This is a genomic window from Streptomyces sp. 3214.6 (genome assembly GCF_900129855.1).
Taxonomy (GTDB): domain Bacteria; phylum Actinomycetota; class Actinomycetes; order Streptomycetales; family Streptomycetaceae; genus Streptomyces; species Streptomyces soliscabiei.
This window is the reverse complement of sequence record NZ_LT670819.1, coordinates 1,933,229-1,954,362: the sequence shown is the minus strand read 5'-3', so window position 1 is coordinate 1,954,362 and position 21,134 is coordinate 1,933,229. Positions and strand designations below refer to the sequence as shown.

Below are 21,134 nucleotides of genomic sequence, written 5' to 3'. Positions count from 1 at the left end.
CACCCGGAGGAAGAGTTGGCCATGGTGAACACAAAAAGCACGGAAAAGTCACGAACTTCACATGATTCCCAAGATCCACAGAGCGAAGAAGGCGAGGGCGGCAACGTGACGGACGACCGGCCCGACCCCATGGAGGTGCTGCGCCAGGCGCGCGCCCAGCTCGCGGAACTGACCGGCATGGCCGCCGAAAGCGTCCCGTCCTTCGAGCAGACGGAGGACGGCTGGTCCCTGGAGATAGAGGTTCTGGAACTCGCCCGCGTGCCCGACACGATGAGCCTGATGGCGAGCTACCAGGTCGAACTCGATCCTGAGGGTCAGCTCACCGGCTATCGACGCGTCCGCCGTTATGAGCGCGGGCGGGCCGACGTACACCGGTCGGGCGGCCACTAGGCCGCCGGCCCGTTCCCTTCCGAGACGATCATCCAATCCGAGACAAGGAGGCGCGGTCGACATGACCGTTGTCCCGGCACAACAGACCGGCGGCGGAGGCGGCTCCAGCGGCCTCTACGACGTGCTGGAGCTCGTCCTAGACAGGGGTCTCGTCATCGACGCGTTCGTGCGGGTCTCCCTGGTCGGCATCGAGATCCTCAAGATCGACGTACGGGTCGTGGTGGCCAGCGTCGACACCTATCTCCGCTTCGCCGAGGCGTGCAACCGGCTCGATCTGGAGGCGGGGCCGCGCAAGAGCCCGGGCCTGCCCGATCTGGTCGGCGAGATCACCGAGTCCGGCGCGCGCGGCAAGTCCAAGGGCGCGCTGGCCGGCGCCGCGGAGACCGTTTCCGACGCCTTCAAGCAGGCCCGTGACGAGAGCTCGGGGGAGCGCGAGCGGGAGCCCAGGCAGCGTCCGCGCAAGAGCACCCCTTCGCGCCGGAAGGAGGAAGAGGAGTGAGTACGTACGTCTACGGCATCGTCGCGAGCTCGCACCCGGCCCTTCCCGACGGTCTGGCCGGCGTCGGTGACCCGCCGCTGCCGGTGCGCGTGCTGAAGGAGGGCGAGCTGGCGGCGGTCGTCAGCGACGCCCCCGAAGGGCTGCGACCCAAGCGCAGGGAACTGCTCGCCCACCAGAACGTGCTTGCCGAGACCGGCGCGGCCGGCTGCGTGCTGCCCATGCGGTTCGGCAGCGTGGCGCCCGACGACAGCTCCGTCACCGGGGTCCTCGCCGAGCGCGCCGAGCACTACATCGAGCGGCTGGACGCCATCGACGGCAAGGTCGAGTACAACGTCAAGGCCTCGCACGTCGAGGAGGCCGTCCTGCACCAGGTGATGGCCGACAGCCCCGAGCTGCGGGCGCTCGCCGAGTCCAATCGGCAGTCGGGCGGCGGCAGTTACGAGCAGCGGCTGCAGCTGGGCGAGATGGTGGCCGCCGCGGTCAAGGCCAAGGAGGCCGAGGACGCGGCCGACGTGCAGCGCCACCTCACGCCGCTGGCCGCGGCCACCGCCCTGGGCCCCGAGTCCACGGGCTGGCTGGTCAACGTCTCGTTCCTGGTGGACCGGGACGAGGCGGCCGGTTTCCTGGAGGCCGCGGAGGAACTGCGCAAGAGCCGTCCGCACCTCGAAGTACGGGTCAACGGGCCGCTGCCGCCGTACAGCTTCGTCGAACCCGGTCCGGCGGATCCGGCCGCACCCGCGGATCCCGCCACGGAGTAGGTGCGTGATGGGACTCATCTCAGAGGTGCTTCTGCTGCCGTTCGCCCCCGTGCGCGGCAGCGGCTGGGTGATCAGACAGGTGCTCCAGGAAGCCGAGCGGATCTACTACGACCCGGCCACGGTCCGGACCGAACTCGCCCGGCTGGAGGAGCGGTTGGAGGCCGGCGAGATCACCGAGGAGGAGTTCTCCCGGCAGGAGGACGAGCTTCTCGACCGGCTGGAGATCGCGACGCGCAGGAGCGCGGGAACGGACGACGGGTGGGCAGGATGAACCGAGTGGGAATGGGCCTCGCGGTCGGGGCCGGGTACGTCCTCGGACGTACCAAGAAGATGAAACTGGCCTTCGCCGTGGGCTCGCTGGTGGCCGGCAAGCGCCTGAACCTGACGCCGCGCGCGCTCGCCGACCTGGCCTCCCGGCAACTGCGGGACAACCCGCAGTTCAAGGAGATCGGGGACCAGCTGCGCGAGGACCTGCGCGGTGTCGGCAAGGCGGCCTCCGGCGCCATGGTCGAGCGGCAGATGCAGGCCCTCTCCGAGCGCCTGCACGGTCGCACCTCCGAGGTGCGTGACCAGCTCGCGGGCGTCCTGCCCGGCGCGTCGAGCGACGAGCGGGAGACGGACGAGGAGGACGAGGAGTACGACGACAACGAGGAGCCGCGGGACTCCGAGGACTCCGAGGACTCCGAGGACTATGAGGAGGCCCAGGACTCCGAGGACTCGGATTCCGAGGACTCCGACGAGGCGGACGAGGAGGACGAGGCGGAGGGCCGGGCCGAAGAGGCGCCGCCGAGGAAGCGGGCGGCGAAGAAGGCGCCGGCGAAGAAGACCGCCCGCAAGGCCCCGGCGAAGAAGGCTCCCGCGAAGAAGGGGGCCGCCCGCAAGGCTCCGGCCCGCAAGACGGCCGCGAAGAAGACCGCGTCGGCCGGGAAGTCGGCGGCGAGGACCGCGTCCAGGAGCTCTTCGGGACGCGCCTCGGGGTCTGCTTCCCGGGCCCGGCGGTCGAAGGGAGGCGATGACCGATGACCGAGACCCTGGGATCCGCCAGGTCCGCGACGTCCGCGGCCGCCGGCGCGGGCAAGGCGGCCGGCGGCAACCCCTTGTCGGAGCTGGCCCACAGCGAGGCCGCCGACCGGCTCAAGGAGGAGGTGCAGGACTATCTCGCCGCCCAGGCCCAACGCCTGCTGGTCGGAGTCGGCCACAAGCTCGGCGAGACCACGAGCAAGCTCAACGACATCGCCGAGGGCAACAGCCCCGGGTTCGCCAAACTCGCCCTGGAAGGCGGCCGGAAGATCGCTGAGGGCAAGGGACCGGTCCGCGGCGCCCTGGAGCTCGGCGCCTCGCGGGCCAAGGACACGGTGACCGGCGCCCTGAAGAACCTCGGCGGCGGCAAGGGCAAGAAGAGCACGGGCAAGAAGCCGACCGTGATCATGGAGACGATCGACGTCGGCGTGCCGCTGCGCACCGCCTACGACCAGTGGACGCAGTACCAGGACTTCAGCACCTTCGCCAAGGGCGTCAAGAGCGCCAACCGCGCCGACGACACCACCAGCGACTGGAAGGCGAAGGTCTTCTGGTCCAACCGCAGCTGGAAGGCGAAGACCACCGAACAGGTGCCGGACGACCGGATCGCCTGGACGTCGGAGGGCGCCAAGGGCACCACGAAGGGCGTCGTCTCCTTCCACGAGCTCGCCGACAACCTCACCCGGATCCTGCTGGTCATCGAGTACTACCCGACGGGCCTGTTCGAGAAGACCGGCAACATCTGGCGTGCCCAGGGCCGCCGCGCCCGCCTCGACCTGAAGAACTTCGCCCGCTTCATCACCATCAAGGGGGAGGCGCAGGACAGCTGGCGCGGCGAGATCCGCGACGGCGAGGTCGTCACCTCCCACGAGGACGCGGTCGCCGAGGAAGAGGACCGGGAGGACGATGAGGAGTACGACGAGGACGCCCCGTACGCCGAGGACGAGACCGACGAAACCGACGACGAGGACGAGGAGTACGACGAGGACGAGGAGCCCGCGCAGAACGAGGGCGGCGGGCCGCAGGAGGCCGAGGACGAGTACGAGGAGTACGACGAGGAGGAGCCCGAGGACGAGGAGCAGTACGACGAGGGCAGGAGCCGGCGATGAGCATGCCGAGCCGGCTTCCGGAGCCGTACGGACAGGGCGGCGGGGCCAACCTCGCCGACATTCTGGAACGCGTGCTCGACAAGGGCATCGTGATCGCCGGCGACATCCGGATCAACCTGCTCGACATCGAGCTGCTCACCGTCAAGCTCCGCCTCATCGTCGCCTCCGTCGACAAGGCGAAGGAGATGGGCATCGACTGGTGGGAGGACGACCCGGCCCTGTCCTCCGGCGCCCGGCGCAACGAACTCGCCCGGGAGAACGCCGAGTTGCGGGAGCGACTGGCGCGGCTGGAGGAACTGGAGCTGGACCGCGCCCGGGAGGAGGCGCCGGAGAGCGCCCGTAGGAACGTCCGAAAGGAGTCCCGGTGACCGGACTGCGCTACGTGTATGCCGTGTGCCGTCCCCTCGGCGCGCCGCTCCAGGCCGATCTGTCGGGCGTGGCGGGCGATCCGCCCAGACTGCTCACTCACCACGGTCTGATCGCCGTGGTCAGCCATGTGCCGGAGCGGGACTTCGCGGAGGAGCCGCTCCGTCGCCATCTGGAGGACCTGGACTGGCTCACCGAGACCGCCCGCGCCCACCAGCAGGTGATCGACGCCCTCACCGCCGTCACCACGCCGCTGCCGCTCCGGCTTGCCACCGTGTTCCGGGACGACAGCGGCGTCCGCGTGATGATGGAGGAGCGCGAGGACGACTTCCGGCGCACCCTGGAGCGGCTCGCCGGACGGGTCGAGTGGGGCGTGAAGGTGTACGTCGAGTCTCAGGTGCGGGAGGCCGAGCCCACGACGGCCAAGCCCGCCTCGGGCCGCGACTACCTGATGCAGCGGCGTACGAGGGCCCGGGCGCACGAGGACACCTGGCAGCGTGCCGAGCGATTCGCCGGACGCCTGCACGCGACCCTGTCCGCGCACGCGGACGACGCCCGGCTCCATCCGCCGCAGAATCCCGCCCTGTCGAAGGTCTCGGGACCGAATGTGCTGAACGCCGCCTATCTCGTGCCGCGCGCCGAATCCGAGGAATTCGTGGAAATCGTGGATCGCACCAAGGGCGAGGAATCCGGAATGCGGGTGGAACTCACCGGACCGTGGGCCGCCTATTCCTTTGTGGAGTCCGCGGGGGATGCGGAGCCGGCTGGGGAGTCCGGGGCGGGGCGGCCGGGGGAGGGGACATGACCGTCGTGGAGCGCCGTGAGGTCGCCCTCGTCGACCTGCTCGACCGGCTGCTGGCCGGCGGGGTCGTCGTCACGGGGGACATCACCCTGCGCATCGCGGACGTCGATCTCGTCCGCATCGACCTGAACGCGCTGATCAGCTCGGTGAACGAACAAGTTCCTTCGCCGTGGGGGGAGCTGCTGTGACCGACCGACGCAGGCGTCTCGACCTCGAGCCCGACACCGTCGAGCGTGACCTGGTGAAACTCGTCCTGACCGTGGTGGAACTGCTGCGCCAGCTGATGGAACGGCAGGCGCTGCGCCGCTTCGACACGGGTGATCTGAGCGAGGAGCAGGAGGAGCGCATCGGGCTCACCCTGATGCTGCTCGACGACCGCATGGCCGAGCTGCGCGACCGCTACGGATTGCGGCCCGAGGACCTTAATCTGGACCTCGGGCCGCTCGGACCGCTGCTTCCCCGGGAATGACGCTTCGAAAAGCCCCGGATCAGCTCACCACCTGTACCAGCGTCCCCTGCCTCCCGCCGCTGAGGTCCCGCGGAAGAGGAATCCCAGCAGCCAGACGACGAGAACCGCGATCGCGATCCACCACAGCAATTTCACTGCGAATCCGGCACCGAAAAGAATCAGTACCAGGAGCAGTACCAGCAAGATGGGAACCATAGTGTGAACCTCCTGGATTCCGGGTTTCCCGGAATCCAGGATTTAGGCGCTCTTTCGGCACAGAATCTCTCCGTGCAGGACACTGAACCAGGCGTCCTCGTGCTGCCCCCACTCACGCCAGGCCGCCGAGACGGCGCGCAGTTGCTCCCGCGTGGCGTGAGCGCCCTGCGTGGCGCGTTCCGCGTACGCCGAGGCCACGGTGCGGTCGGCCCACAGACCGCTCCACCAGGCCCGCTCCTCGGGGGTGCTGAAGGTCCAGGTGGCTGAGGTGGCCGTGAGGTCGGTGGCCCCGGCGGCCAGCGCCCAGGACTTCAGCCGGCGCCCGGCGTCCGGCTCGCCGCCGTTGGCCCGCGCCACCCGGCGGTACAGGTCCAGCCAGTCGTCCATGCCGGGCGAGGCGGGGTACCAGGTCATCGCCGCGTAGTCCGAGTCGCGGACCGCGACGTACCCGCCCGGCTTCGTCACCCGCAGCATCTCGCGCAGCGCCTGTACGGGGTCGCCCACGTGCTGGAGCACCTGGTGGGCGTGGACGACGCAGAACGTGTCGTCGGGGTACTCCAGGGCGTGCACGTCGGCGACCGCAAAGTCGATGTTGGTCAGACCCCGCTCGTCGGCCGTGGCCCGCGCCTGCTCCAGGATGGCCGGCGCGTGGTCGACGCCGGTGACGTGCCCTTCGGGGACCAGGGCGGCCAGGTCGGCGGTGATGGTGCCCGGTCCGCAGCCGATGTCCAGGATCTTCATGTGCGGCTTCAGCGAACCGAGCAGGTAGGCCGCGGAGTTGGCGGCGGTCCGCCAGGTGTGCGACCGCAGCACCGACTCGTGGTGTCCGTGCGTGTAGACGGCGGTCTCCTGTGCTTTCGGCATGGCTCTACCCCTTCTCGACGGACCGGGACCGAACCGCGTCCCCGGTGTCTTCACCGTACGCCGACGGCCGCATGGTGAGACTGATCGTTTCGGTATACGGACTGACGGTGTGTCAGCAGGCGTGGGGCGAGGTGGAACGGGCCCTCGGTGCCAAGACGGTGGGGCCGATATCCGGACCCATGGGCTCCGGGTACGCTGAAGCGGCCGTCTCCCGGGCGGGGGCGGCTTCGACCGCAGCTTCGCCACCGGAGGGTCACTGCATGCGACTGCTGCTCATCCGCCACGGCCAGACCCCCACGAACGTGGACTACCTACTCGACACCGCCGTGCCCGGCCCCGGCCTCACCGAACTCGGCCGACGGCAGGCCGCCGCCCTGCCGCAGGCCCTCGCCGGTGAGGACATCGAGGCCCTCTACGTCTCCACCCTCGTGCGCACCCGGCTCACGGCCGCCCCGCTGGCCGCCGCGCGCGGCCTCGACGTCCTCGTCCGCGACGGGCTCCGGGAGATCTCCGCGGGCGACCTGGAGATGCTCCCCGGCGACTCCGAACAGGGCGAGCTCTACATGCGCACGGCGTTCGCCTGGGCGGCCGGGGACGTGGACCTGCGCATGCCCGGCGGGGAGAGCGGCGCCGAGTTCCTCGCCCGGTACGACGCCGTGGTCGCCGAGGCCGCGGCGAGCGGCGCCGGGGCCGTCGCCCTGGTCAGCCACGGCGCCGCGATCCGCACCTGGTCGGCCGCCCGCGCCCACAACGTCGACGTCGGCTTTGCCGCGGCCCACCGCCTCGCCAACACCGGCACGGTCGTCCTGGAGGGCTCCCCGGCCGACGGCTGGAAGGCCCTGTCCTGGGCGGGCGCGACCGTGGTGCCCGCAGGCGAGGCCGGACCGGCGGGCCGGCCGGTGGAGGACGCCGACGGCTGACGTGCGGGGCGGCGACCCGCGTACGGGCCCGCGCGTTGTCCGGCCCGCGCCCATAACGGTTTGCCGCATCCCGCGGGCGCCCCGCAGAATGCCTCACCATGGGACACCTGGAAGCCGCGCACCTCGAGTACTACCTCCCCGACGGGAGGGCGTTGCTCGGCGACGTGTCCTTCCGGGTCGGTGAAGGGGCCGTGGTGGCCCTGGTCGGACCCAACGGCGCCGGCAAGACGACCCTGCTGCGGCTGATCTCGGGGGAGCTGAAACCGCACGGCGGGACCGTCACCGTCACCGGCGGCCTGGGGGTCATGCGCCAGTTCGTGGGCTCCGTACGCGACGAGACGACCGTACGCGACCTGCTGGTCTCCGTCGCCCCGCCCCGCATCCAGGAGGTCGCGGGGGCCGTCGACAAGGCCGAGCACGCGATCATGACCGTCGACGACGAGGCCGCCCAGCTCCAGTACGCGCAGGCCCTGGCCGACTGGGCGGAGGTGCGCGGGTACGAGGCCGAGACGCTGTGGGACATGTGCACCACGGCCGCGCTCGGCGTCCCCTACGACAAGGCCCAGTTCCGCCTGGTGCGCACCCTCTCCGGCGGCGAGCAGAAGCGGCTCGTGCTGGAGGCGCTGCTGCGCGGCACCGACGAGGTGCTGCTGCTCGACGAGCCCGACAACTACCTCGACGTACCCGGAAAGCGGTGGCTGGAGGAGCGGCTGAAGGAGACCCGTAAGACGGTCCTGTTCGTCTCCCACGACCGCGAACTCCTCTCCCGCGCCGCCGAGAAGATCGTCTCCGTGGAGCCCGGTCCGGCGGGCGCCGACGCCTGGGTGCACGGCGGCGGCTTCGCCACGTACCACGAGGCCCGTCGTGAACGCTTCGCCCGCTTCGAGGAGTTGCGCCGTCGCTGGGACGAGAAGCACGCGCAGCTGAAGAAGCTTGTCCTGAACCTCCGTCAGGCCGCCTCCATCAGCCATGAGTTGTCCTCCCGCTACCAGGCCGCCCAGACCCGGCTGCGCAAGTTCGAGGAGGCGGGACCGCCGCCCGAGCCGCCGCGCGAGCAGGACATCACGATGCGGCTCAAGGGCGGCCGTACCGGGGTAAGGGCAGTCACCTGCAAGGGACTTGAGCTCACCGGCCTGATGAAACCCTTCGACCTGGAGGTCTTCTACGGCGAGCGGGTCGCCGTCCTCGGCTCCAACGGCTCGGGCAAGTCGCACTTCCTGCGCCTGCTGGCCGGCGACACCGTGGCGCACACGGGGGAGTGGAAGCTCGGCGCGCGCGTGGTGCCCGGGCACTTCGCCCAGACCCACGCCCACCCCGAGCTCCTGGGCCGCACCCTCCTGGACATCCTGTGGAAGGAACACTCCCAGGACCGGGGCGCGGCGATGTCCCGGCTGCGCCGCTACGAACTGACCCAGCAGGCCGAACAGAACTTCGACCGGCTCTCCGGCGGCCAGCAGGCCCGGTTCCAGATCCTGCTGCTCGAACTGGAGGGCGTCACGGCCCTGCTTCTCGACGAGCCGACCGACAACCTCGACCTGGAGTCCGCCGAAGCCCTCCAGGAGGGCCTGGAGGCCTTCGAGGGCACGGTCCTCGCCGTCACCCACGACCGCTGGTTCGCCCGCTCCTTCGACCGCTACCTGGTCTTCGGCAGCGACGGCCGGGTCCGGGAGACACCGGAGCCGGTGTGGGACGAACGGCGCGTGGAGCGGGCGCGGTAGGACCGCTTCGACGTCGGGCCGCTTCGGCGCAGGGCTACTTCCAGCGCAGCAGCGCGCCGAGTCCCCCCACCGGCGGCTCCTCGGACGCCTCGGGCGGTACGACGAGTACGTTCGCGTCAGTGGCGACCGCCGAGCGGATCAGCGCGTCGTCCGCCCGCGCGGCCCAGGATTGCTGCTCGCCGAGCGTCTTCAGCTCCGTACGGCGCACCGCCAGCTGGTCCGGGTCCTCGCCGATCCACACCTCGCGGTGGGCGTCGGGGCCGTCCAGCCGGATCAGCAGCTCGTCGATACGGTGCTCACGGGCCGCCTCGACCAGCGCCGGCACGCCCTCCACCGCCCCGGCGTGCCCCGCTTCGTCCGGGGTGCGGGCAGCGAGGAAACGTTCCAGTTCGGCCTCGGCGCGGCCGCGCACATGCTCGGCCCGGGCCGCCTCCACGTCCTTGTCCAGCAGCCGGCTGCTGGCACCGTGCCCCATCTCGGCCACCCGGTCCTGCAGCCGCTGCGGCAGCCGCTCGTGCACGGCCCGCCGCTCCCGGTCGTCGCCGACGAGCACCAGCAGATCGGCGCGGGTCTCCTCCTGGCAGACGCTGAGCGCGTCCGCGATCTCCGCCGCGTTGTGCTCCCAGGTGTTCTCGACCTTGAGCTGGAAGTGCCGCTCGGACCAGTCGGCCGTCGACGTGTGGTGGACGGGATACTGCCGGCCGGAGACCGTGTCCACCTTCTCGCGGGCCAACGGGGTGCGCAGCTCGAAGTCCGCGCCCTTGCGGTCGATGTACGCCACCACGCACACCGGGTCCTGGTCGGCCAGCTCCAGCAGTGGCGCGACCCGCGGCAGCGGCGCCCACTGCGCCTGGTCGCCCTGCGGGGGCCGGGCGGCCAGCGCCGGATCGAGGGCGACCTCACCGGCCCGGGCGAACAGGGCCCGCCCGTGGGGCTCGGAGGAGTGGCTCAGCCCTTCGATCGCCTGCTCGACGGCCTGGCAGGTGGCGTCGTCGGCGCCCTGCCGCGCCAGCTCACGGGCCATCGCGGCGGCCGTGAGGTGACGTTCGTGAGGCGTGTTCTCCGTGTGACGGGAGGTGTCCACGTACACGGAGGCCCAGGGGCCGGAATGTTCGTACAGTGGATGCAGAAACGCGAGATCCATGGCTCCCTCCCGGATGCCGCTCGGGGGTAGTGCTGGCAGTGCTTCCCGGGCGGGTACCCGAACCGTATGGACGAACACGACGAGCGGGGCACCACCATGACCGGAGTCGACCCGGACCGGCTGGACGACCAGCAGCTGATGAAAGAGCTGGAGACGATCCACCGCACGCGCCACGACACCCTGCTGTACGGCTCGAACGGCGCCCTGCGCGCCCATAACGACCGCATGGCCCAGCTGGAGGGCGAGTACCTGCGCCGCAACCCACGCCGCTTCGTCTCCCCGGGCCGCACCCGCGAGGGCGCCAGGGAGCGGGCCGCCGGGGCGGACGGCGGCCGGACGGCCACGCAGGACACCCCCGCGGGCACTCCGGCCGGCAAGTGGGGCCCGGGAACGGCGGGCGGCCCCGGCCGGGCCTGAGCCTTCCGGAGCCGCCTGCGGAGTCGCCTGTGGACGATCAGTAGCTCACCGGCGGTCGGTTCCAGTGCCGGTGGGCCGCGATCGCGGTCACGAACTCCCGTACGAACTCCGGGCTCGCGGTGCCCGGCGAGGTGTCCGTGACCACGCCCTGGTCGGCCACCACCCGGTGGAACTCGGTGGACAGCCGCACCCCCTCCAGATGCAGCCCCGACAGCACGCCCACGCCGGAGCCGAGGGCCCCGACCGGCTTGCCGTGCCGGTAGGCGTCCCGTATGAAGCGCATGGCGTCCGGGTCGGCCGTGATCGCCGGAGTGCCCGTGGGGCCGCCGGGCAGCAGGACGGCGTCGTACAGGACGGAGGCGACGGTCGGACCACGCTCACCCGCCGCGAGCGAGTCGTCGGTGTGGTCGACCGCCACGCCCTGGTCGGTGGTGAGGGGACCGCCGGCCGGGTCCTCGGCCCGGAAGGCCTCCCGCTGCTCCTGCTTGCGGTCGTCCGGGAACGGGGTGGCGTCCATCAGCTCGCCTCCTTGGCGAACACGTCCAGATACGCCTCGCAGAACGCCTTCAGATCATCCGGCTTGCGGCTGGTGACGAGCTTGTTCGGGCCGTGGTCGCAGATGTTCACCTGCTCGTCGACCCAAGACCCGCCTGCGTTGCGGATGTCCGTCCGCAGGCTCGGCCACGAGGTCAGCACCCGGCCCCGTACGACGTCCGCCTCGACGAGGGTCCACGGGGCGTGGCAGATCGCGGCGACCGGGCGGCCCTGCTCGAAGAACTCCTTGACGAACGCCACGGCCCGGTCGTCGGTGCGCAGAAAATCGGGGTTCGCGACGCCGCCCGGCAGGACCAGCCCGCCGAACGACTCCGCGGGCACCTCGCCGACCACCTCGTCCACCATGAACGTGTCGGCCTTGTCGAGATGATGGAACGCCTGGATCTCGCCGGACTCGGTCGACACCAGGACGGGTTCGTGGCCCGCGTCCACCGCCGCCTGCCAGGGCTCGGTGAGCTCAACCTGCTCGACGCCTTCGGGCGCCGTCAGAAACGCGATGCGCATGAGGGTTCAACGTCCTTTCCGTGTCTTTCGCGGTCGTCACACGGCCTGCTGGTGGGCCGAGTCGGACCCCGGCCCGCTGTTTCCGTTGCTTCTTCGCCCCGCCCGCGTGTTTCTCCGTCCGGGCCCGCGTGTTTCCTGGCCCGGGCCGCGCGCACACAGCGCAGCAGCTCCTCGCCGTACGGCAGGGCCACGCAGGTGCCGACCGCCGCGGCGATGCCCGCGAGATAGACGGGCGAGAGCGGGCGCCTGCGCGGCACCAGCCGCCACGCGTGCGCATCGCCCCCGCCGCCCCGCAGCAGGCACTTCACCTGGTCGGCGTGCAGGCACATCAGGGCGGACAGCGCTCCGAACGGCAGCGCCTCCAGAAAGCTGTGGATGTGCTGCTCGACGGGCTTGACCTAGGCCGTACAGCAGATAGCGGGTGGTCGCCTCCCCGACGTCCACGGTGGAGCCTGTGGCGGCGATCCCGGCGGCCAGGCCCCGACCCCCCATCAGCCGCCGCCCCCGACCAGTGCTTCTGCCAGCTCCTGAACATTGACGTAGCGGTCCCGGTGCGGCAGCCGCCGCACCGCCTCCACGAGTGCGTCGGGCGCGTTCTTGCGGCTCAGACCCACCGCCAGCGCTCCCGGCCCCGCCGGGAAGGAGCTGCGGCCCAGGATCCGGGCGAGCTCCAGCCGTACCGTCGCCAGCGACGCCCGGGAGTTGCCCGGCACCACCGGTCCGCCCCATACCTCGGGGTCGTCCTCGGCGGACGGCTCCGGGTCGTGCCACTCCTCGGTCCGCGTGGGATGTCCGGACCTCAGCAGGCCCTGCAGTTCGTGCTTCATCTCGTCGTCCCGGTGCACGCTCAGCCGGTCACTGCCTCGCTGCATGTCTGTCGCTCCCTCCAGATCTTTGCCGGTGGACCCCGCGTACCCGAGGACGGGGAGCCGACACGGGTCCGGGTCGCAGGAGAGGAAAGAGTTGCGGTGCTCCGGCCGACTGCGCGGGCTGACTACCTGATCTCCCGCCCCGGCAGAAAGTCCTGCGCCTTCGCCTTGACGCCCTGCCGGATCATGGAGCCGCCGTCGGCGTCGCCCCTGAGGATCGACGCGGCCGTGGCCTCCAGCTGCTCCCAGGTGGCGTGCGGCGGGATCGGAGGCACGGCCGGGTCGGTGAGGAACTCGACGACCGCCGGGCCGTCCGCCGCCAGGGCCGTCCGCCGGCCCGCCACCACGTCCTCCGGCTTCTCGACGCGCACCCCGGTCAGCCCCAGGGAACGCGCGAAGGCCGCGTACGGCACGTCCGGCAGCCGCTGCGAGGGCACGAAGGACGGGGCGCCCTCGGCGCGCATCTCCCAGGTCACCTGGTTGAGGTCCTGGTTGTTCCACACCGCGACCACCAGGCGCGGATCCTGCCAGCGGTCCCGGTACGTCGCCGCGGTGACCAGCTCCGCGAGCCCGTTCATCTGCATCGCACCGTCGCCGACCAGCGCGATCGCCGGCCGGTCCGGGTGGGCGAACTTCGCGCCGATCGCGTACGGCACCCCGCAGCCCATCGTCGCCAGCGTGCCGGAGAGGGAGCCGCGCATACCCGGCCGCATCGTGAGGTGGCGGGCGTACCAGTTCGCCACCGAGCCCGAGTCCGAGGTGACGACGGCGTCGGGCGGCAGCAACGGATCCAGGGCGCGGGCCACGTACTCCGGGTTGATCGGGTCGGCCGACACTCGCGCCCGCCGCTCCAACACCTCGTCCCAGAACCGGACGTTGTCACAAACGGTTTCGAACCACTCGCGGCCGCGTTCCTCGCCCCGGATCATCGGGATCAGCCGGCGCAGGGTCTCCTTCGCGTCGCCGACGAGGTTCACCTCGTACGGGTAGCGCATCCCGATCATGTGCGGATCGATGTCGATCTGCACGCCCCGCGCCGAGCCGAAGTCCGGCAGGAACCGCGTGTACGGGAAGGACGAGCCGATCGTCAGCAGGGTGTCGCAGTCGCGCATCAGCTCGTGGGAGGGGCGGGTGCCGTGAAGGCCGATCGAGCCGGTGACGTAAGGGAGTTCGTCGCTCAGGACGTCCTTGCCGAGGAGTGCCTTGGCCACGCCCGCGCCGAGCACTTCGGCGATCCGCTCGACCTCGGCGCGGGCCCCGGCCGCGCCCTGACCGGCCAGGATCGCCACCTTGTCGCCGGAGTTGAGGATCTCGGCGGCCCGCTCCAGGGACTCCTGCGACGGGATCGCCGTCCAGTCGCTGCGGTCCCGGCCGGCGGGGAACATATTGAACTCCTCGGCGGGGGCGGTGTGTTCGAGCTCCTGCACGTCGCCGGGGATGATGACCGCGGTCGGGCAGCGGCGGGCGTACGCGGTGCGGATCGCCCGGTCCAGGACGTTCGGCAACTGCTCGGGGACCGTCACCGTCACCGCGAACTCCGAGGCGACGTCCTGCAACAGTGTGTGCGGGTCCACCTCCTGCTGGTAGGAGCCGCCCATCGCGCTCCGGTTCGTCCGGCCGACGATCGCGAGCACCGGGACGTGGTCCAGCTTCGCGTCGTACAGGCCGTTGAGGAGATGGATCGCGCCCGGCCCCGAGGTCGCCGCGCACACCCCCAGCCGACCGCTGAACTTGGCGTAGCCGACCGCCTGGAGCGCGGCCGTCTCCTCGTGCCGCGCCCGCACGAAACGCGGCTCGTCCCCGGCGCGGTCCCAGGCGGCGAGCAGAGCGGCGATGCCGTCCCCGGGATACCCGAAGACATGCTCGACGCCCCACTCGCGCAGTCGTCGCAGGACGTGGTCGGAGACCTTGGGGCGCATGGCAGGGACCTTCCTGGGCCGGAAGAAAGAGGCTCGACGGCAGCGAGGAGCCCGACCCACGAGCCCGACCCGCGACGACCGATCCGCTACGGGTGACCCCGGCGGGCGTCGGGAAACCTGGGCGGGTGTTTGGGGGCGAGGAGCGGGGGCAGGCGCAGCCACAGTGCTTCGGACCGGAGGCACGTCCGTGAGAGGCCGCGACTTCGCAGGCCCCGGCAGGCCCGGTCGGGCTGTCGCCGCGCTTCCACGGTTACCGGCCAACCCAGAGCACTCGCAAGGGAGTTGCTACGTCCCATGCCGAACCGAGCGAACGCGAAGCACCACCCGCACGACGACGCCCCCGACACCGCTGACGCCTTCCGCAGGCTCGCCACCCTGCCCCCGGGACCCCGGCGCGACGCACTCCGCGGGGAGATCGTCGAGGCCTGGCTGCCCATGGCGGACCGCCTGGCCGGACGCTTCCGCAGCCGCGGCGAGAGCTTCGAGGACCTGCGCCAGGTCGCCGCCCTCGGCCTGGTCAAGGCCGTCGACCGGTACGACCCCGAGCGTGGGAACGCTTTCGAGAGTTACGCCGTGCCCACCGTCACCGGCGAGATCAAGCGGCACTTCCGTGACCACATGTGGATCCTGCACGTGCCGCGCCGGGTGCAGGACCTGCGCAACCGTGTGCGCTTCGCCGGCCAGGACCTGTCCCAGACGATTTCCGGGCGCCGTCCCACCGTCACCGAGCTCGCCGAGCAGGCGCAGCTGAGCGAGGAGGACGTCCGGACCGGGCTGGAGGCGCTGGAGAGCTTCAGCACCCTGTCGCTGGACGCGGAGCTGCCCGGCAGCGAGGACGGCTACTCGCTGAGCGACGCGCTCGGCGCGGCGGACCCGGCGCTGGACACCGTCGTCGACCGGGAGGCGGTCCGGCTGCGGCTCGCCGCGCTGCCCGAGCGGGAGCGGGCGATCTTGTACATGAGGTTCTTCGGCGACATGACGCAGAGCAGGATCGCCGAGCAGCTGGGGATCTCGCAGATGCATGTGTCCCGGCTGATCAACCGGTGTTGTGACCGGTTGCGCGAACAGGTCCTGAACGACGCGGCGTGACGGGAGCCCCTGGAGCATCGCGGGCCCGCTGAAGCACCCAGGCCCGCTGAAGCACCCGGGCCCCTGGAACACACGGGCCCCCTGGAGCGCCCGGCCGGTGAGGTCACCCGGTTGGGGGCTCGCGTCCCGCCAATGGCGTCCGGCCGCGCGCGCCCCGGGTTCCCTCGGGCTGTGATGGCTGTGGGGCGGCAACGCCCCGCCCCGCAGCCGTCGGCCGAAGGAGCCGTTCCATGGGTCGCACCGCCCACTTCCTCTCCGCCCTCGCCGTGGCCGGCGCCGCCCTGGTCGCCGTCGCTCCGGCCGCGGCCGCGGACCCGGCGGCGGAGGTCAGCCCGGGCAGTGTCGCCCCGGGCGGCAGCGTCACCGTGTCCGTCACCTGCGGCCCTCTCACCGCCGCCGCGCCCGAGAGCCTCGACGCCACCTCGAAGGCCTTCGCCGACGGCACCGTCAGGCTGAGCAAGGTCCCCGGCGACGACGGGCCGGCCGGGCCTGCCTACCGGGGCACCGCCCGGATCGCCCCCGCCGCCGATCTCGAGGTGAGCCCGGTGGCGGCCGGACCTGACGCCCCCTGGACCGTCGACGGCACCTGCCCGGCCGCGCCCGGCGCACCGGGCAAGCCGTGGCGCGCGACCCTGGACGTCGCGCGTGGCGAGACGCACGAGACCCATCCACAGACACAGCCGTGCACCACGGAGCCCGGAGGGTCCTGCGCCTCGAGCCGGCCGTGTGCGCAGCCGCAGGGAGTCTCCCCGACCCGCACCGACACCTGCCGCACCGCCCCGCCGTGCGCCCGGCCCGAGCCGGAGCCGCGCGCCACCGGCTCCCACGAGACCGGCTGCCCGCCCGCGACCGTCGAACACGGCGTCCAGGCCGGCGAGGGAGGCGCCTTCACCGACTCCGTCCCCGCGCTCGCCGCCGGTGGCCTGCTGATCGCCGGCGCGCTCGGCGCCGCCGTGCACCGGCTGCGCCGCCGGCGCCCCGCGGGGGACGCCTGACCCCGCCGCGGAGCCGGCCTGCCCGCGCTGTGACCGGCGCAACGCGCGGGGCAGCCATGGGCACCGGGCCCAGTGGGTACTCAGAGCACTGGGGCACGAGCTGCCTCGTACGAGCGCCCGGCCCCGCACGAACGCCGAGCCCCGTACGAGACGTCCCGCACCCCACGCACCTCCCGGCCCACGACGTCCGGCGGCCGGGAACGGCACAAGGCACCAGGGACGCCGCCCGGGACGGCACCAGGGACGGACTGCGCGGAGGACCCCATGCGGCGGACGGCACCGGAGGACCACGGACCCGTCCGCTACGGCCCGCCGCTCCCCCCGGACGGCCTGCCGGTACTGCCCGAACTCGCCGCGGTGCTCGCCGACGCCGCCGACCGCGCCGACGGCGAGCCGATCGGCGGCGGCCCCGCCCTCCTCGACGCCGCCCGCGGCTACTGGGCCCGGCGCGGCGCCCCCGCCGAACCGGGGTGGGGCGTCGCCGGACCCGGCGCCCCCGCCCTGCTGCTCGCGCTGACCGCCGCGGTCGGCGGTGACGTCCTGGTGCCCCGGCCCTGCGCGGCCTGGTGGGCGCCGTACGCGCGACTGCTGGGCCGGCCCGTCTTCCACGTGGCGACGCCCGCCGAGTGCGGGGGCGTCCCCGACCCGTACGCCCTGCTGGAGACCGTGCGCCGGGTGCGCGCCGAGGGCGGGGACCCGCGGCTGCTGGTGCTGTCCGTCGCCGACGATCCCACCGCCACCGTCGCGCCGCCCGAGGTGCTGCACGAGGCGGTGGAGGCCGCCGCAGCCGAGGGGCTGCACCTGGTCAGCGACGAGACCTGGCGCGACACACTGCACGCCCCGCACGAGACGGTGCCGGTCAGCCCCGCAGAGATGCTGCCCGAGCGGGTCACCGTCGTCAGCGACCTCGCCGGCGCGCTGCTGCCCATCGGCTGGCCCGCGGCCGTCGCCCGGTTCCCCGCCTCGGCCGCCGGCGACGACCTGCACGCGCGCGTGCTCGACGTCCTCACCGCCCTCGACGCACGCGTGGCCGCACCGGTCGCCGCCGCGGCCGCGTACGCCCTGACCGAGCCCGCCCCGGTCACCGCACGCGTGGCCGCCGCCGTACGCCTGCACGCGCGCGTGGCCGCCGCCGCGCACGCCACCGTGGTCGCGGCCGGCGCCCTGGTCCGGCCGCCGAAGGCCGGCCGTCACCTGTACGTCGACCTCGGCCCGTTGCGCGACGCGCTCGCCGCGCACGACGTGGGCGACGCACAGGAACTGGAGGACTTCCTCTCCACCCGGCTCGGCATGCCCGCACCGGGCGGCCACCGCTTCGGTGACGACCTGGGGGCGCTGCGCGTCCGGCTGTCCACGGGCATGCTGCTGGACGGCACGCACGCGCAGCGCACGCAATGCCTCACCTCGCTCACCCCGTTGGAACTGCCACACGTGCAACGCGCGTTGATGCACCTGAGGTCGGTCTTCGACGATCTCCGTGACGACGCTCAGCGATGGGAGCCTCCTCGATGACGCAGCAGTCCGAGTCGACCACCACCGGTACGGTGACCATCAAGGACGCCGACGCCCCGGCCCCCCCGCCCCCGTTCGCACCCCCCGTCCCGCCGCTCTCCCCACCCCGCCCGCTGGGGGAGCGGCGGGTGTGGCCGCGGACCTTCCACCACCGGCTGACCTCGCCGCTGCCCGGCCTCAAGGCCCTCGCCCGGTTCGCCCGCGAAGGTTCCGTACGGCCCGGCAAGGAGGGCCTCGCCGACATCCCCCGGCTCCCCTTCGAGCCCGCCCCGCTGCCCCGCGTGGACGCCGACACGATCGCCGTCGCCTGGGCGGGACACGCCAGTTGGGTGGTGAGCATGGGTGGCCTGACGATCCTGACCGACCCGGTCTGGTCCCGCCGCATCATCGGCACCCCGGCCCGCATCACCCCCGTCGGCGTGCCCTGGGAGGCGCTGCCGCCCGTCGACGCCGTCGTCATCAGCCACAACCACTACGACCACCTGGACGCCCCCACGCTGCGCCGGCTCCCGCGCGACACACCGGTGTTCGTGCCGGCTGGGCTCGGCCGCTGGTTCCTGCGCCGCCGGTTCACCCGCGTCACCGAACTGGACTGGTGGGAGGCGGCCGAACTGTCCGGCGTCCGCTTCGACTTCGTGCCCTCGCACCACTGGTCCAAGCGCAGCCTCACCGACACCTGTCGTTCCCTCTGGGGCGGCTGGGTGCTCACCGCCCCCGACGGCCGGCGTCTGTACTTCGCCGGGGACACGGGCTACGGCCACTGGTTCTCCCGCATCGGACAGCGCTGTCCCGGTATCGACCTCGCCCTGCTGCCCATCGGCGCCTACGATCCCCGCTGGTGGCTCAGCGACGTCCACTGCGACCCGGAGGAGGCGGTCCGCGCCGCCCTGGACCTCGGCGCGCGGCGCATGGCCCCGATGCACTGGGCCACGTTCGTGCTCTCCGCCGAGCCCGTTCTGGAACCCCTCACGCGCGTGCGTGCGGCCTGGGAGAAGGCGGGGCTGGAGCGGGAAAACCTGTGGGACCTGCCGGTGGGAGGCTCCCGGGTGTTGGGCAGCACGCCGTAGAGCCTGTGTCATATCCCCGGGGGGCGTGCGACGCCCGCGGTCGGATCAGGCGGTCCGGGTTCCCCTGACCCGGCGCCACACGCTCGGGGCCGCGCCGACCACCACGGTCAGCGCGACCGCGGCGACCACGCCCTCCCAGGGCTCGGCGAACAGCGAACCGCCGAGGATCCCGATCAGCTGGTAGGTCACCGCCCAGGCCAGACACGCCGGGAGGTTGCCCCGGACGAAGCGGCGCAGCGGCCACTTCGCCATCAGACAGGCCAGCATCACCGGGATACGGCCCGCCGGCACCAGCCGGGACAGGACCAGCACCGTCGTGCCGTGGTCGGCGAGCTTCTCCTGCGCCTGCGCCAGCCGCTCCTCCGGAGCCCGCGAGCGGATCGCCTCCAGCCAGCGCGAGCCGTTCTTCGACCGCATCCCGCGCCGCCCCAGCCAGTACAGCGCCGCGTCCCCGCAGAACGCCGCCAGGGACGCCGTCACGAACACCAGGGCCAGCGCGAAGGGCGCCGTCTGATGGAAGGCGACCACCGCGGCCGAACTCACCAGCGCCCCCGTCGGCACCACCGGCACCAGCGCCCCGATCAGCACCAGCAGAAACAGCGATGGATAGCCGAGGGCCTGCTGCGCGGGCGACGCCGGCAGGGACGTCACGGCCGCAGCGGCGAGCCACCACCTCACCGTGCGACCTCCACGCGCACGCTCTCCCCGTGCCCGAGCCGGTGCACGACCACCGTCGGCGCACGCTCCGCCGCGAGCCGCGCGAACTCCTCGCCGGGTGCATGGAATTCATGGGGGCGCACGGCGTCCATGCCGATCGGCCAGTACGTCCCGTAGTGCACCGGCACCGCGCTGCGCGGCGCCAGCCGGGCCAGCGCCTCCGCCGCGCGCCCCGCGTCCAGATGCCCCTCGCCGAGATACGGCCCCCAGCCGCCCACCGGCAGCAACGCCACGTCGACCGGCCCGACTTCCTTGGCCATGTCCTCGAACAGGCCGGTGTCCCCGGCGAAGTAGGTCCGGGCCTCGCCCTCGACGACGTACCCGAGCGCGGGGGAGTGGTGCCGGCCGACCGGCAGCCGCCGCCCGTCGTGGCGCGCGGGCACGGCCCGTATCCGTACCGGGCCGACGGTCGTCTCGTCGCCCGGCGCCATCTCGCTCAGCCGCAGGTGGCGCAGGCGCCGCAGCCCCGGGACGGCGCGCGGCGCGCCCTGGGGCACCAGCAGGCGCGTGCCCGGCGCGAGGCGCGCCAGCGAGGGCAGATGCAGATGGTCGGCGTGCAGGTGGGAGACGAGCACCACGTCCGCGCGCCGGGCGCCGGGCGGGGGCAGTGCGCCCCGGCGGCGACGCAGATGTGCCAGACGGCGGGCGAACAGGGGATCGGTGAGCACACGCACGTCCGAATCCTCGACCGTGCAGGTGGCGTGACCCCACCAGGTGATCTCCACCGGCACCTCTTTGCCTCCTTCGCGCGACTCCCCCGAAGCCTACGGGCAGGAGTAGGGTCGGCGGCGAAACCCGGAGGTGAGGGGGACGCCATGGGACCGATGCGGGTCATGCGGGTCACGGCGATCGCGAGTCTGACGCCGCTGGAGGAACTGGACGACGATCCCTTCCTGGTGGACTCCCGCAGCCAGCACGCGATGTGCGCGCGGTGGGCCGCGGAACGCGGATACGTCGTCGGCCGCGAGCTGCTGGTGCGCGGGCTGCGCGCCGACCACTGCGTGCTGTGGGACGGGGTCCGGCCCGGTGTCGACCTGTTCGTCGCGCCGAGCCGCCGGGTGCTGGAGAGCGCGCTGTCCTCCGTGGAGGAATTCTCCGCGGAATGCGCCCGGCGCGGGGTGCGTGTGGAGACGGTCGGCAGCGCCGAGCCCGCCTACGACGCCCAGATGAAGGCCCGCGTGCATCGCCGGCTGTCGATGCCGACGGCCGGCTACGACGGGCGGTAGGCCACCGGGG

Annotated in this window: 26 protein-coding genes and 2 pseudogenes; 18 read left to right on the top strand and 10 right to left on the bottom strand. The window is 72.5% G+C overall.

What is annotated here, in order from left to right:
- The first annotated feature begins 21 nt into the window (after nucleotides 1-21).
- The 10 genes from B5557_RS08800 to B5557_RS08755 all read left to right on the top strand — a co-directional run bounded on the left by B5557_RS08800 (nucleotide 22) and on the right by B5557_RS08755 (nucleotide 5,413).
- A complete protein-coding gene (locus B5557_RS08800) occupies nucleotides 22-390 on the top strand; it encodes a gas vesicle protein GvpO (RefSeq protein ID WP_079658586.1) in 369 nt (122 codons plus the stop codon).
- A gap of 61 nt (nucleotides 391-451) precedes the next feature.
- Complete coding sequence (locus tag B5557_RS08795; RefSeq protein WP_079658585.1) at nucleotides 452-889, top strand: gas vesicle structural protein GvpA; 438 nt, start codon at nucleotides 452-454, stop codon at nucleotides 887-889.
- Nucleotides 886-1,647, top strand: a complete 762-nt coding sequence (locus B5557_RS08790) for a GvpL/GvpF family gas vesicle protein (protein WP_079658584.1) — start codon at nucleotides 886-888, stop codon at nucleotides 1,645-1,647. Before B5557_RS08795 ends, B5557_RS08790 begins: the two co-directional genes overlap by 4 nt.
- A 7-nt stretch (nucleotides 1,648-1,654) precedes the next feature.
- Entirely contained in the window at nucleotides 1,655-1,918 is a 264-nt protein-coding gene (locus tag B5557_RS08785) for a gas vesicle protein GvpG (RefSeq protein ID WP_079658583.1), read from the top strand.
- Nucleotides 1,915-2,670, top strand: a complete 756-nt coding sequence (locus tag B5557_RS43575) for a DNA primase (RefSeq protein WP_143688153.1) — start codon at nucleotides 1,915-1,917, stop codon at nucleotides 2,668-2,670. The genes B5557_RS08785 and B5557_RS43575 overlap by 4 nt, the downstream gene beginning before the upstream one ends.
- Nucleotides 2,667-3,776 (top strand): SRPBCC family protein, encoded by a 1,110-nt coding sequence (locus B5557_RS08775; protein ID WP_079658581.1) that lies wholly within the window; start codon nucleotides 2,667-2,669, stop codon nucleotides 3,774-3,776. Before B5557_RS43575 ends, B5557_RS08775 begins: the two co-directional genes overlap by 4 nt.
- Nucleotides 3,773-4,144, top strand: coding sequence for a gas vesicle protein (locus B5557_RS08770; protein WP_079658580.1), 372 nt, complete (start codon nucleotides 3,773-3,775; stop codon nucleotides 4,142-4,144). Before B5557_RS08775 ends, B5557_RS08770 begins: the two co-directional genes overlap by 4 nt.
- Nucleotides 4,141-4,947: a GvpL/GvpF family gas vesicle protein gene (locus B5557_RS08765; protein ID WP_079658579.1), complete on the top strand. Its 807-nt coding sequence runs from the start codon at nucleotides 4,141-4,143 to the stop codon at nucleotides 4,945-4,947. Before B5557_RS08770 ends, B5557_RS08765 begins: the two co-directional genes overlap by 4 nt.
- Nucleotides 4,944-5,132, top strand: a complete 189-nt coding sequence (locus B5557_RS08760; RefSeq protein WP_079658578.1) for a gas vesicle protein — start codon at nucleotides 4,944-4,946, stop codon at nucleotides 5,130-5,132. Before B5557_RS08765 ends, B5557_RS08760 begins: the two co-directional genes overlap by 4 nt.
- Nucleotides 5,129-5,413, top strand: a complete 285-nt coding sequence (locus B5557_RS08755; RefSeq protein ID WP_079658577.1) for a gas vesicle protein K — start codon at nucleotides 5,129-5,131, stop codon at nucleotides 5,411-5,413. Before B5557_RS08760 ends, B5557_RS08755 begins: the two co-directional genes overlap by 4 nt.
- A gap of 24 nt (nucleotides 5,414-5,437) precedes the next feature.
- Here B5557_RS08755 and B5557_RS08750 read toward each other — a convergent pair whose 3' ends face one another.
- Nucleotides 5,438-5,608, bottom strand: coding sequence for a hydrophobic protein (locus B5557_RS08750; protein WP_079658576.1), 171 nt, complete (start codon nucleotides 5,606-5,608; stop codon nucleotides 5,438-5,440).
- A 42-nt stretch (nucleotides 5,609-5,650) separates the two neighbouring features.
- Nucleotides 5,651-6,472, bottom strand: coding sequence for a class I SAM-dependent methyltransferase (locus tag B5557_RS08745; RefSeq protein WP_079658575.1), 822 nt, complete (start codon nucleotides 6,470-6,472; stop codon nucleotides 5,651-5,653).
- Nucleotides 6,473-6,732: 260 nt separating this feature from the next.
- Between B5557_RS08745 and B5557_RS08740 the strand changes: the two genes are divergently transcribed.
- Both B5557_RS08740 and B5557_RS08735 read left to right on the top strand, forming a co-directional pair.
- The gene (locus tag B5557_RS08740) at nucleotides 6,733-7,392 is read left to right on the top strand and encodes a histidine phosphatase family protein (protein WP_079658574.1); all 660 of its coding nucleotides are present in this window, start codon (nucleotides 6,733-6,735) and stop codon (nucleotides 7,390-7,392) included.
- A 98-nt stretch (nucleotides 7,393-7,490) separates the two neighbouring features.
- On the top strand, nucleotides 7,491-9,110 hold the full coding sequence (locus B5557_RS08735) for an ABC-F family ATP-binding cassette domain-containing protein (protein ID WP_079658573.1): 1,620 nt from the start codon (nucleotides 7,491-7,493) through the stop codon (nucleotides 9,108-9,110).
- A gap of 34 nt (nucleotides 9,111-9,144) precedes the next feature.
- Here B5557_RS08735 and B5557_RS08730 read toward each other — a convergent pair whose 3' ends face one another.
- A complete protein-coding gene (locus B5557_RS08730) occupies nucleotides 9,145-10,254 on the bottom strand; it encodes a baeRF2 domain-containing protein (protein ID WP_079658572.1) in 1,110 nt (369 codons plus the stop codon).
- A 66-nt stretch (nucleotides 10,255-10,320) separates the two neighbouring features.
- On the opposite strand from B5557_RS08730, the gene B5557_RS08725 reads away from it, so the two are divergent.
- Nucleotides 10,321-10,671, top strand: coding sequence for a DUF6158 family protein (locus tag B5557_RS08725; RefSeq protein ID WP_079658571.1), 351 nt, complete (start codon nucleotides 10,321-10,323; stop codon nucleotides 10,669-10,671).
- Between the two features lie 37 nt (nucleotides 10,672-10,708).
- Here the strand turns inward: B5557_RS08725 and B5557_RS08720 are convergent.
- From B5557_RS08720 to B5557_RS08700, 5 genes and pseudogenes are all read right to left on the bottom strand, one after another.
- A pseudogene (locus B5557_RS08720) lies at nucleotides 10,709-11,044 on the bottom strand (DJ-1/PfpI family protein); the annotation flags it as partial.
- 143 nt (nucleotides 11,045-11,187) lie between these two features.
- On the bottom strand, nucleotides 11,188-11,730 hold the full coding sequence (locus B5557_RS08715; RefSeq protein WP_079658570.1) for a type 1 glutamine amidotransferase domain-containing protein: 543 nt from the start codon (nucleotides 11,728-11,730) through the stop codon (nucleotides 11,188-11,190).
- A gap of 131 nt (nucleotides 11,731-11,861) precedes the next feature.
- Nucleotides 11,862-12,128 (bottom strand): annotated as a pseudogene (locus B5557_RS46200) (diguanylate cyclase); the annotation flags it as partial.
- A 93-nt stretch (nucleotides 12,129-12,221) separates the two neighbouring features.
- A complete protein-coding gene (locus B5557_RS08705) occupies nucleotides 12,222-12,602 on the bottom strand; it encodes a DUF2795 domain-containing protein (protein WP_079658569.1) in 381 nt (126 codons plus the stop codon).
- Nucleotides 12,603-12,724: 122 nt separating this feature from the next.
- A complete protein-coding gene (locus B5557_RS08700) occupies nucleotides 12,725-14,518 on the bottom strand; it encodes a thiamine pyrophosphate-requiring protein (protein WP_079658568.1) in 1,794 nt (597 codons plus the stop codon).
- A 294-nt stretch (nucleotides 14,519-14,812) separates the two neighbouring features.
- On the opposite strand from B5557_RS08700, the gene B5557_RS08695 reads away from it, so the two are divergent.
- The 4 genes from B5557_RS08695 (at nucleotide 14,813) to B5557_RS08680 (ending at nucleotide 19,181) form a co-directional block, all read left to right on the top strand.
- Nucleotides 14,813-15,607 (top strand): RNA polymerase sigma factor SigF, encoded by a 795-nt coding sequence (locus B5557_RS08695; protein WP_079658567.1) that lies wholly within the window; start codon nucleotides 14,813-14,815, stop codon nucleotides 15,605-15,607.
- Nucleotides 15,608-15,837: 230 nt separating this feature from the next.
- On the top strand, nucleotides 15,838-16,602 hold the full coding sequence (locus B5557_RS08690; protein WP_079658566.1) for a hypothetical protein: 765 nt from the start codon (nucleotides 15,838-15,840) through the stop codon (nucleotides 16,600-16,602).
- Between the two features lie 264 nt (nucleotides 16,603-16,866).
- Nucleotides 16,867-18,114, top strand: a complete 1,248-nt coding sequence (locus tag B5557_RS08685; protein ID WP_079658565.1) for an aminotransferase class I/II-fold pyridoxal phosphate-dependent enzyme — start codon at nucleotides 16,867-16,869, stop codon at nucleotides 18,112-18,114.
- Nucleotides 18,111-19,181 carry an MBL fold metallo-hydrolase gene (locus B5557_RS08680; protein WP_079664667.1) on the top strand — a complete coding sequence of 357 codons (1,071 nt, stop codon included), beginning with the start codon at nucleotides 18,111-18,113 and terminating at the stop codon, nucleotides 19,179-19,181. The genes B5557_RS08685 and B5557_RS08680 overlap by 4 nt, the downstream gene beginning before the upstream one ends.
- A gap of 45 nt (nucleotides 19,182-19,226) precedes the next feature.
- On the opposite strand, the gene B5557_RS08675 is transcribed toward B5557_RS08680, so the two are convergent.
- Both B5557_RS08675 and B5557_RS08670 read right to left on the bottom strand, forming a co-directional pair.
- Nucleotides 19,227-19,859 carry a DedA family protein gene (locus tag B5557_RS08675; protein ID WP_079658564.1) on the bottom strand — a complete coding sequence of 211 codons (633 nt, stop codon included), beginning with the start codon at nucleotides 19,857-19,859 and terminating at the stop codon, nucleotides 19,227-19,229.
- Complete coding sequence (locus tag B5557_RS08670) at nucleotides 19,856-20,629, bottom strand: MBL fold metallo-hydrolase (RefSeq protein WP_079658563.1); 774 nt, start codon at nucleotides 20,627-20,629, stop codon at nucleotides 19,856-19,858. Before B5557_RS08670 ends, B5557_RS08675 begins: the two co-directional genes overlap by 4 nt.
- A gap of 84 nt (nucleotides 20,630-20,713) precedes the next feature.
- Between B5557_RS08670 and B5557_RS08665 the strand changes: the two genes are divergently transcribed.
- Nucleotides 20,714-21,124: a hypothetical protein gene (locus tag B5557_RS08665; protein WP_079658562.1), complete on the top strand. Its 411-nt coding sequence runs from the start codon at nucleotides 20,714-20,716 to the stop codon at nucleotides 21,122-21,124.
- Nucleotides 21,125-21,134: the final 10 nt, after the last annotated feature.

Bases quoted from the DNA above. Each gene is read 5' to 3' on its own strand.
- B5557_RS08800 (WP_079658586.1), top strand. From the start codon at position 22: ATGGTGAACACAAAAAGCACGGAAAAGTCACGAACTTCACATGATTCC.
- B5557_RS08795 (WP_079658585.1), top strand. From the start codon at position 452: ATGACCGTTGTCCCGGCACAACAGACCGGCGGCGGAGGCGGCTCCAGC.
- B5557_RS08785 (WP_079658583.1), top strand. From the start codon at position 1,655: ATGGGACTCATCTCAGAGGTGCTTCTGCTGCCGTTCGCCCCCGTGCGC.
- B5557_RS43575 (WP_143688153.1), top strand. From the start codon at position 1,915: ATGAACCGAGTGGGAATGGGCCTCGCGGTCGGGGCCGGGTACGTCCTC.
- B5557_RS08775 (WP_079658581.1), top strand. From the start codon at position 2,667: ATGACCGAGACCCTGGGATCCGCCAGGTCCGCGACGTCCGCGGCCGCC.
- B5557_RS08770 (WP_079658580.1), top strand. From the start codon at position 3,773: ATGAGCATGCCGAGCCGGCTTCCGGAGCCGTACGGACAGGGCGGCGGG.
- B5557_RS08760 (WP_079658578.1), top strand. From the start codon at position 4,944: ATGACCGTCGTGGAGCGCCGTGAGGTCGCCCTCGTCGACCTGCTCGAC.
- B5557_RS08750 (WP_079658576.1), bottom strand. From the start codon at position 5,608: ATGGTTCCCATCTTGCTGGTACTGCTCCTGGTACTGATTCTTTTCGGT.
- B5557_RS08745 (WP_079658575.1), bottom strand. From the start codon at position 6,472: ATGCCGAAAGCACAGGAGACCGCCGTCTACACGCACGGACACCACGAG.
- B5557_RS08740 (WP_079658574.1), top strand. From the start codon at position 6,733: ATGCGACTGCTGCTCATCCGCCACGGCCAGACCCCCACGAACGTGGAC.
- B5557_RS08735 (WP_079658573.1), top strand. From the start codon at position 7,491: ATGGGACACCTGGAAGCCGCGCACCTCGAGTACTACCTCCCCGACGGG.
- B5557_RS08730 (WP_079658572.1), bottom strand. From the start codon at position 10,254: ATGGATCTCGCGTTTCTGCATCCACTGTACGAACATTCCGGCCCCTGG.
- B5557_RS08725 (WP_079658571.1), top strand. From the start codon at position 10,321: ATGGACGAACACGACGAGCGGGGCACCACCATGACCGGAGTCGACCCG.
- B5557_RS08715 (WP_079658570.1), bottom strand. From the start codon at position 11,730: ATGCGCATCGCGTTTCTGACGGCGCCCGAAGGCGTCGAGCAGGTTGAG.
- B5557_RS08705 (WP_079658569.1), bottom strand. From the start codon at position 12,602: ATGCAGCGAGGCAGTGACCGGCTGAGCGTGCACCGGGACGACGAGATG.
- B5557_RS08700 (WP_079658568.1), bottom strand. From the start codon at position 14,518: ATGCGCCCCAAGGTCTCCGACCACGTCCTGCGACGACTGCGCGAGTGG.
- B5557_RS08695 (WP_079658567.1), top strand. From the start codon at position 14,813: ATGCCGAACCGAGCGAACGCGAAGCACCACCCGCACGACGACGCCCCC.
- B5557_RS08690 (WP_079658566.1), top strand. From the start codon at position 15,838: ATGGGTCGCACCGCCCACTTCCTCTCCGCCCTCGCCGTGGCCGGCGCC.
- B5557_RS08685 (WP_079658565.1), top strand. From the start codon at position 16,867: ATGCGGCGGACGGCACCGGAGGACCACGGACCCGTCCGCTACGGCCCG.
- B5557_RS08680 (WP_079664667.1), top strand. From the start codon at position 18,111: ATGACGCAGCAGTCCGAGTCGACCACCACCGGTACGGTGACCATCAAG.
- B5557_RS08665 (WP_079658562.1), top strand. From the start codon at position 20,714: ATGGGACCGATGCGGGTCATGCGGGTCACGGCGATCGCGAGTCTGACG.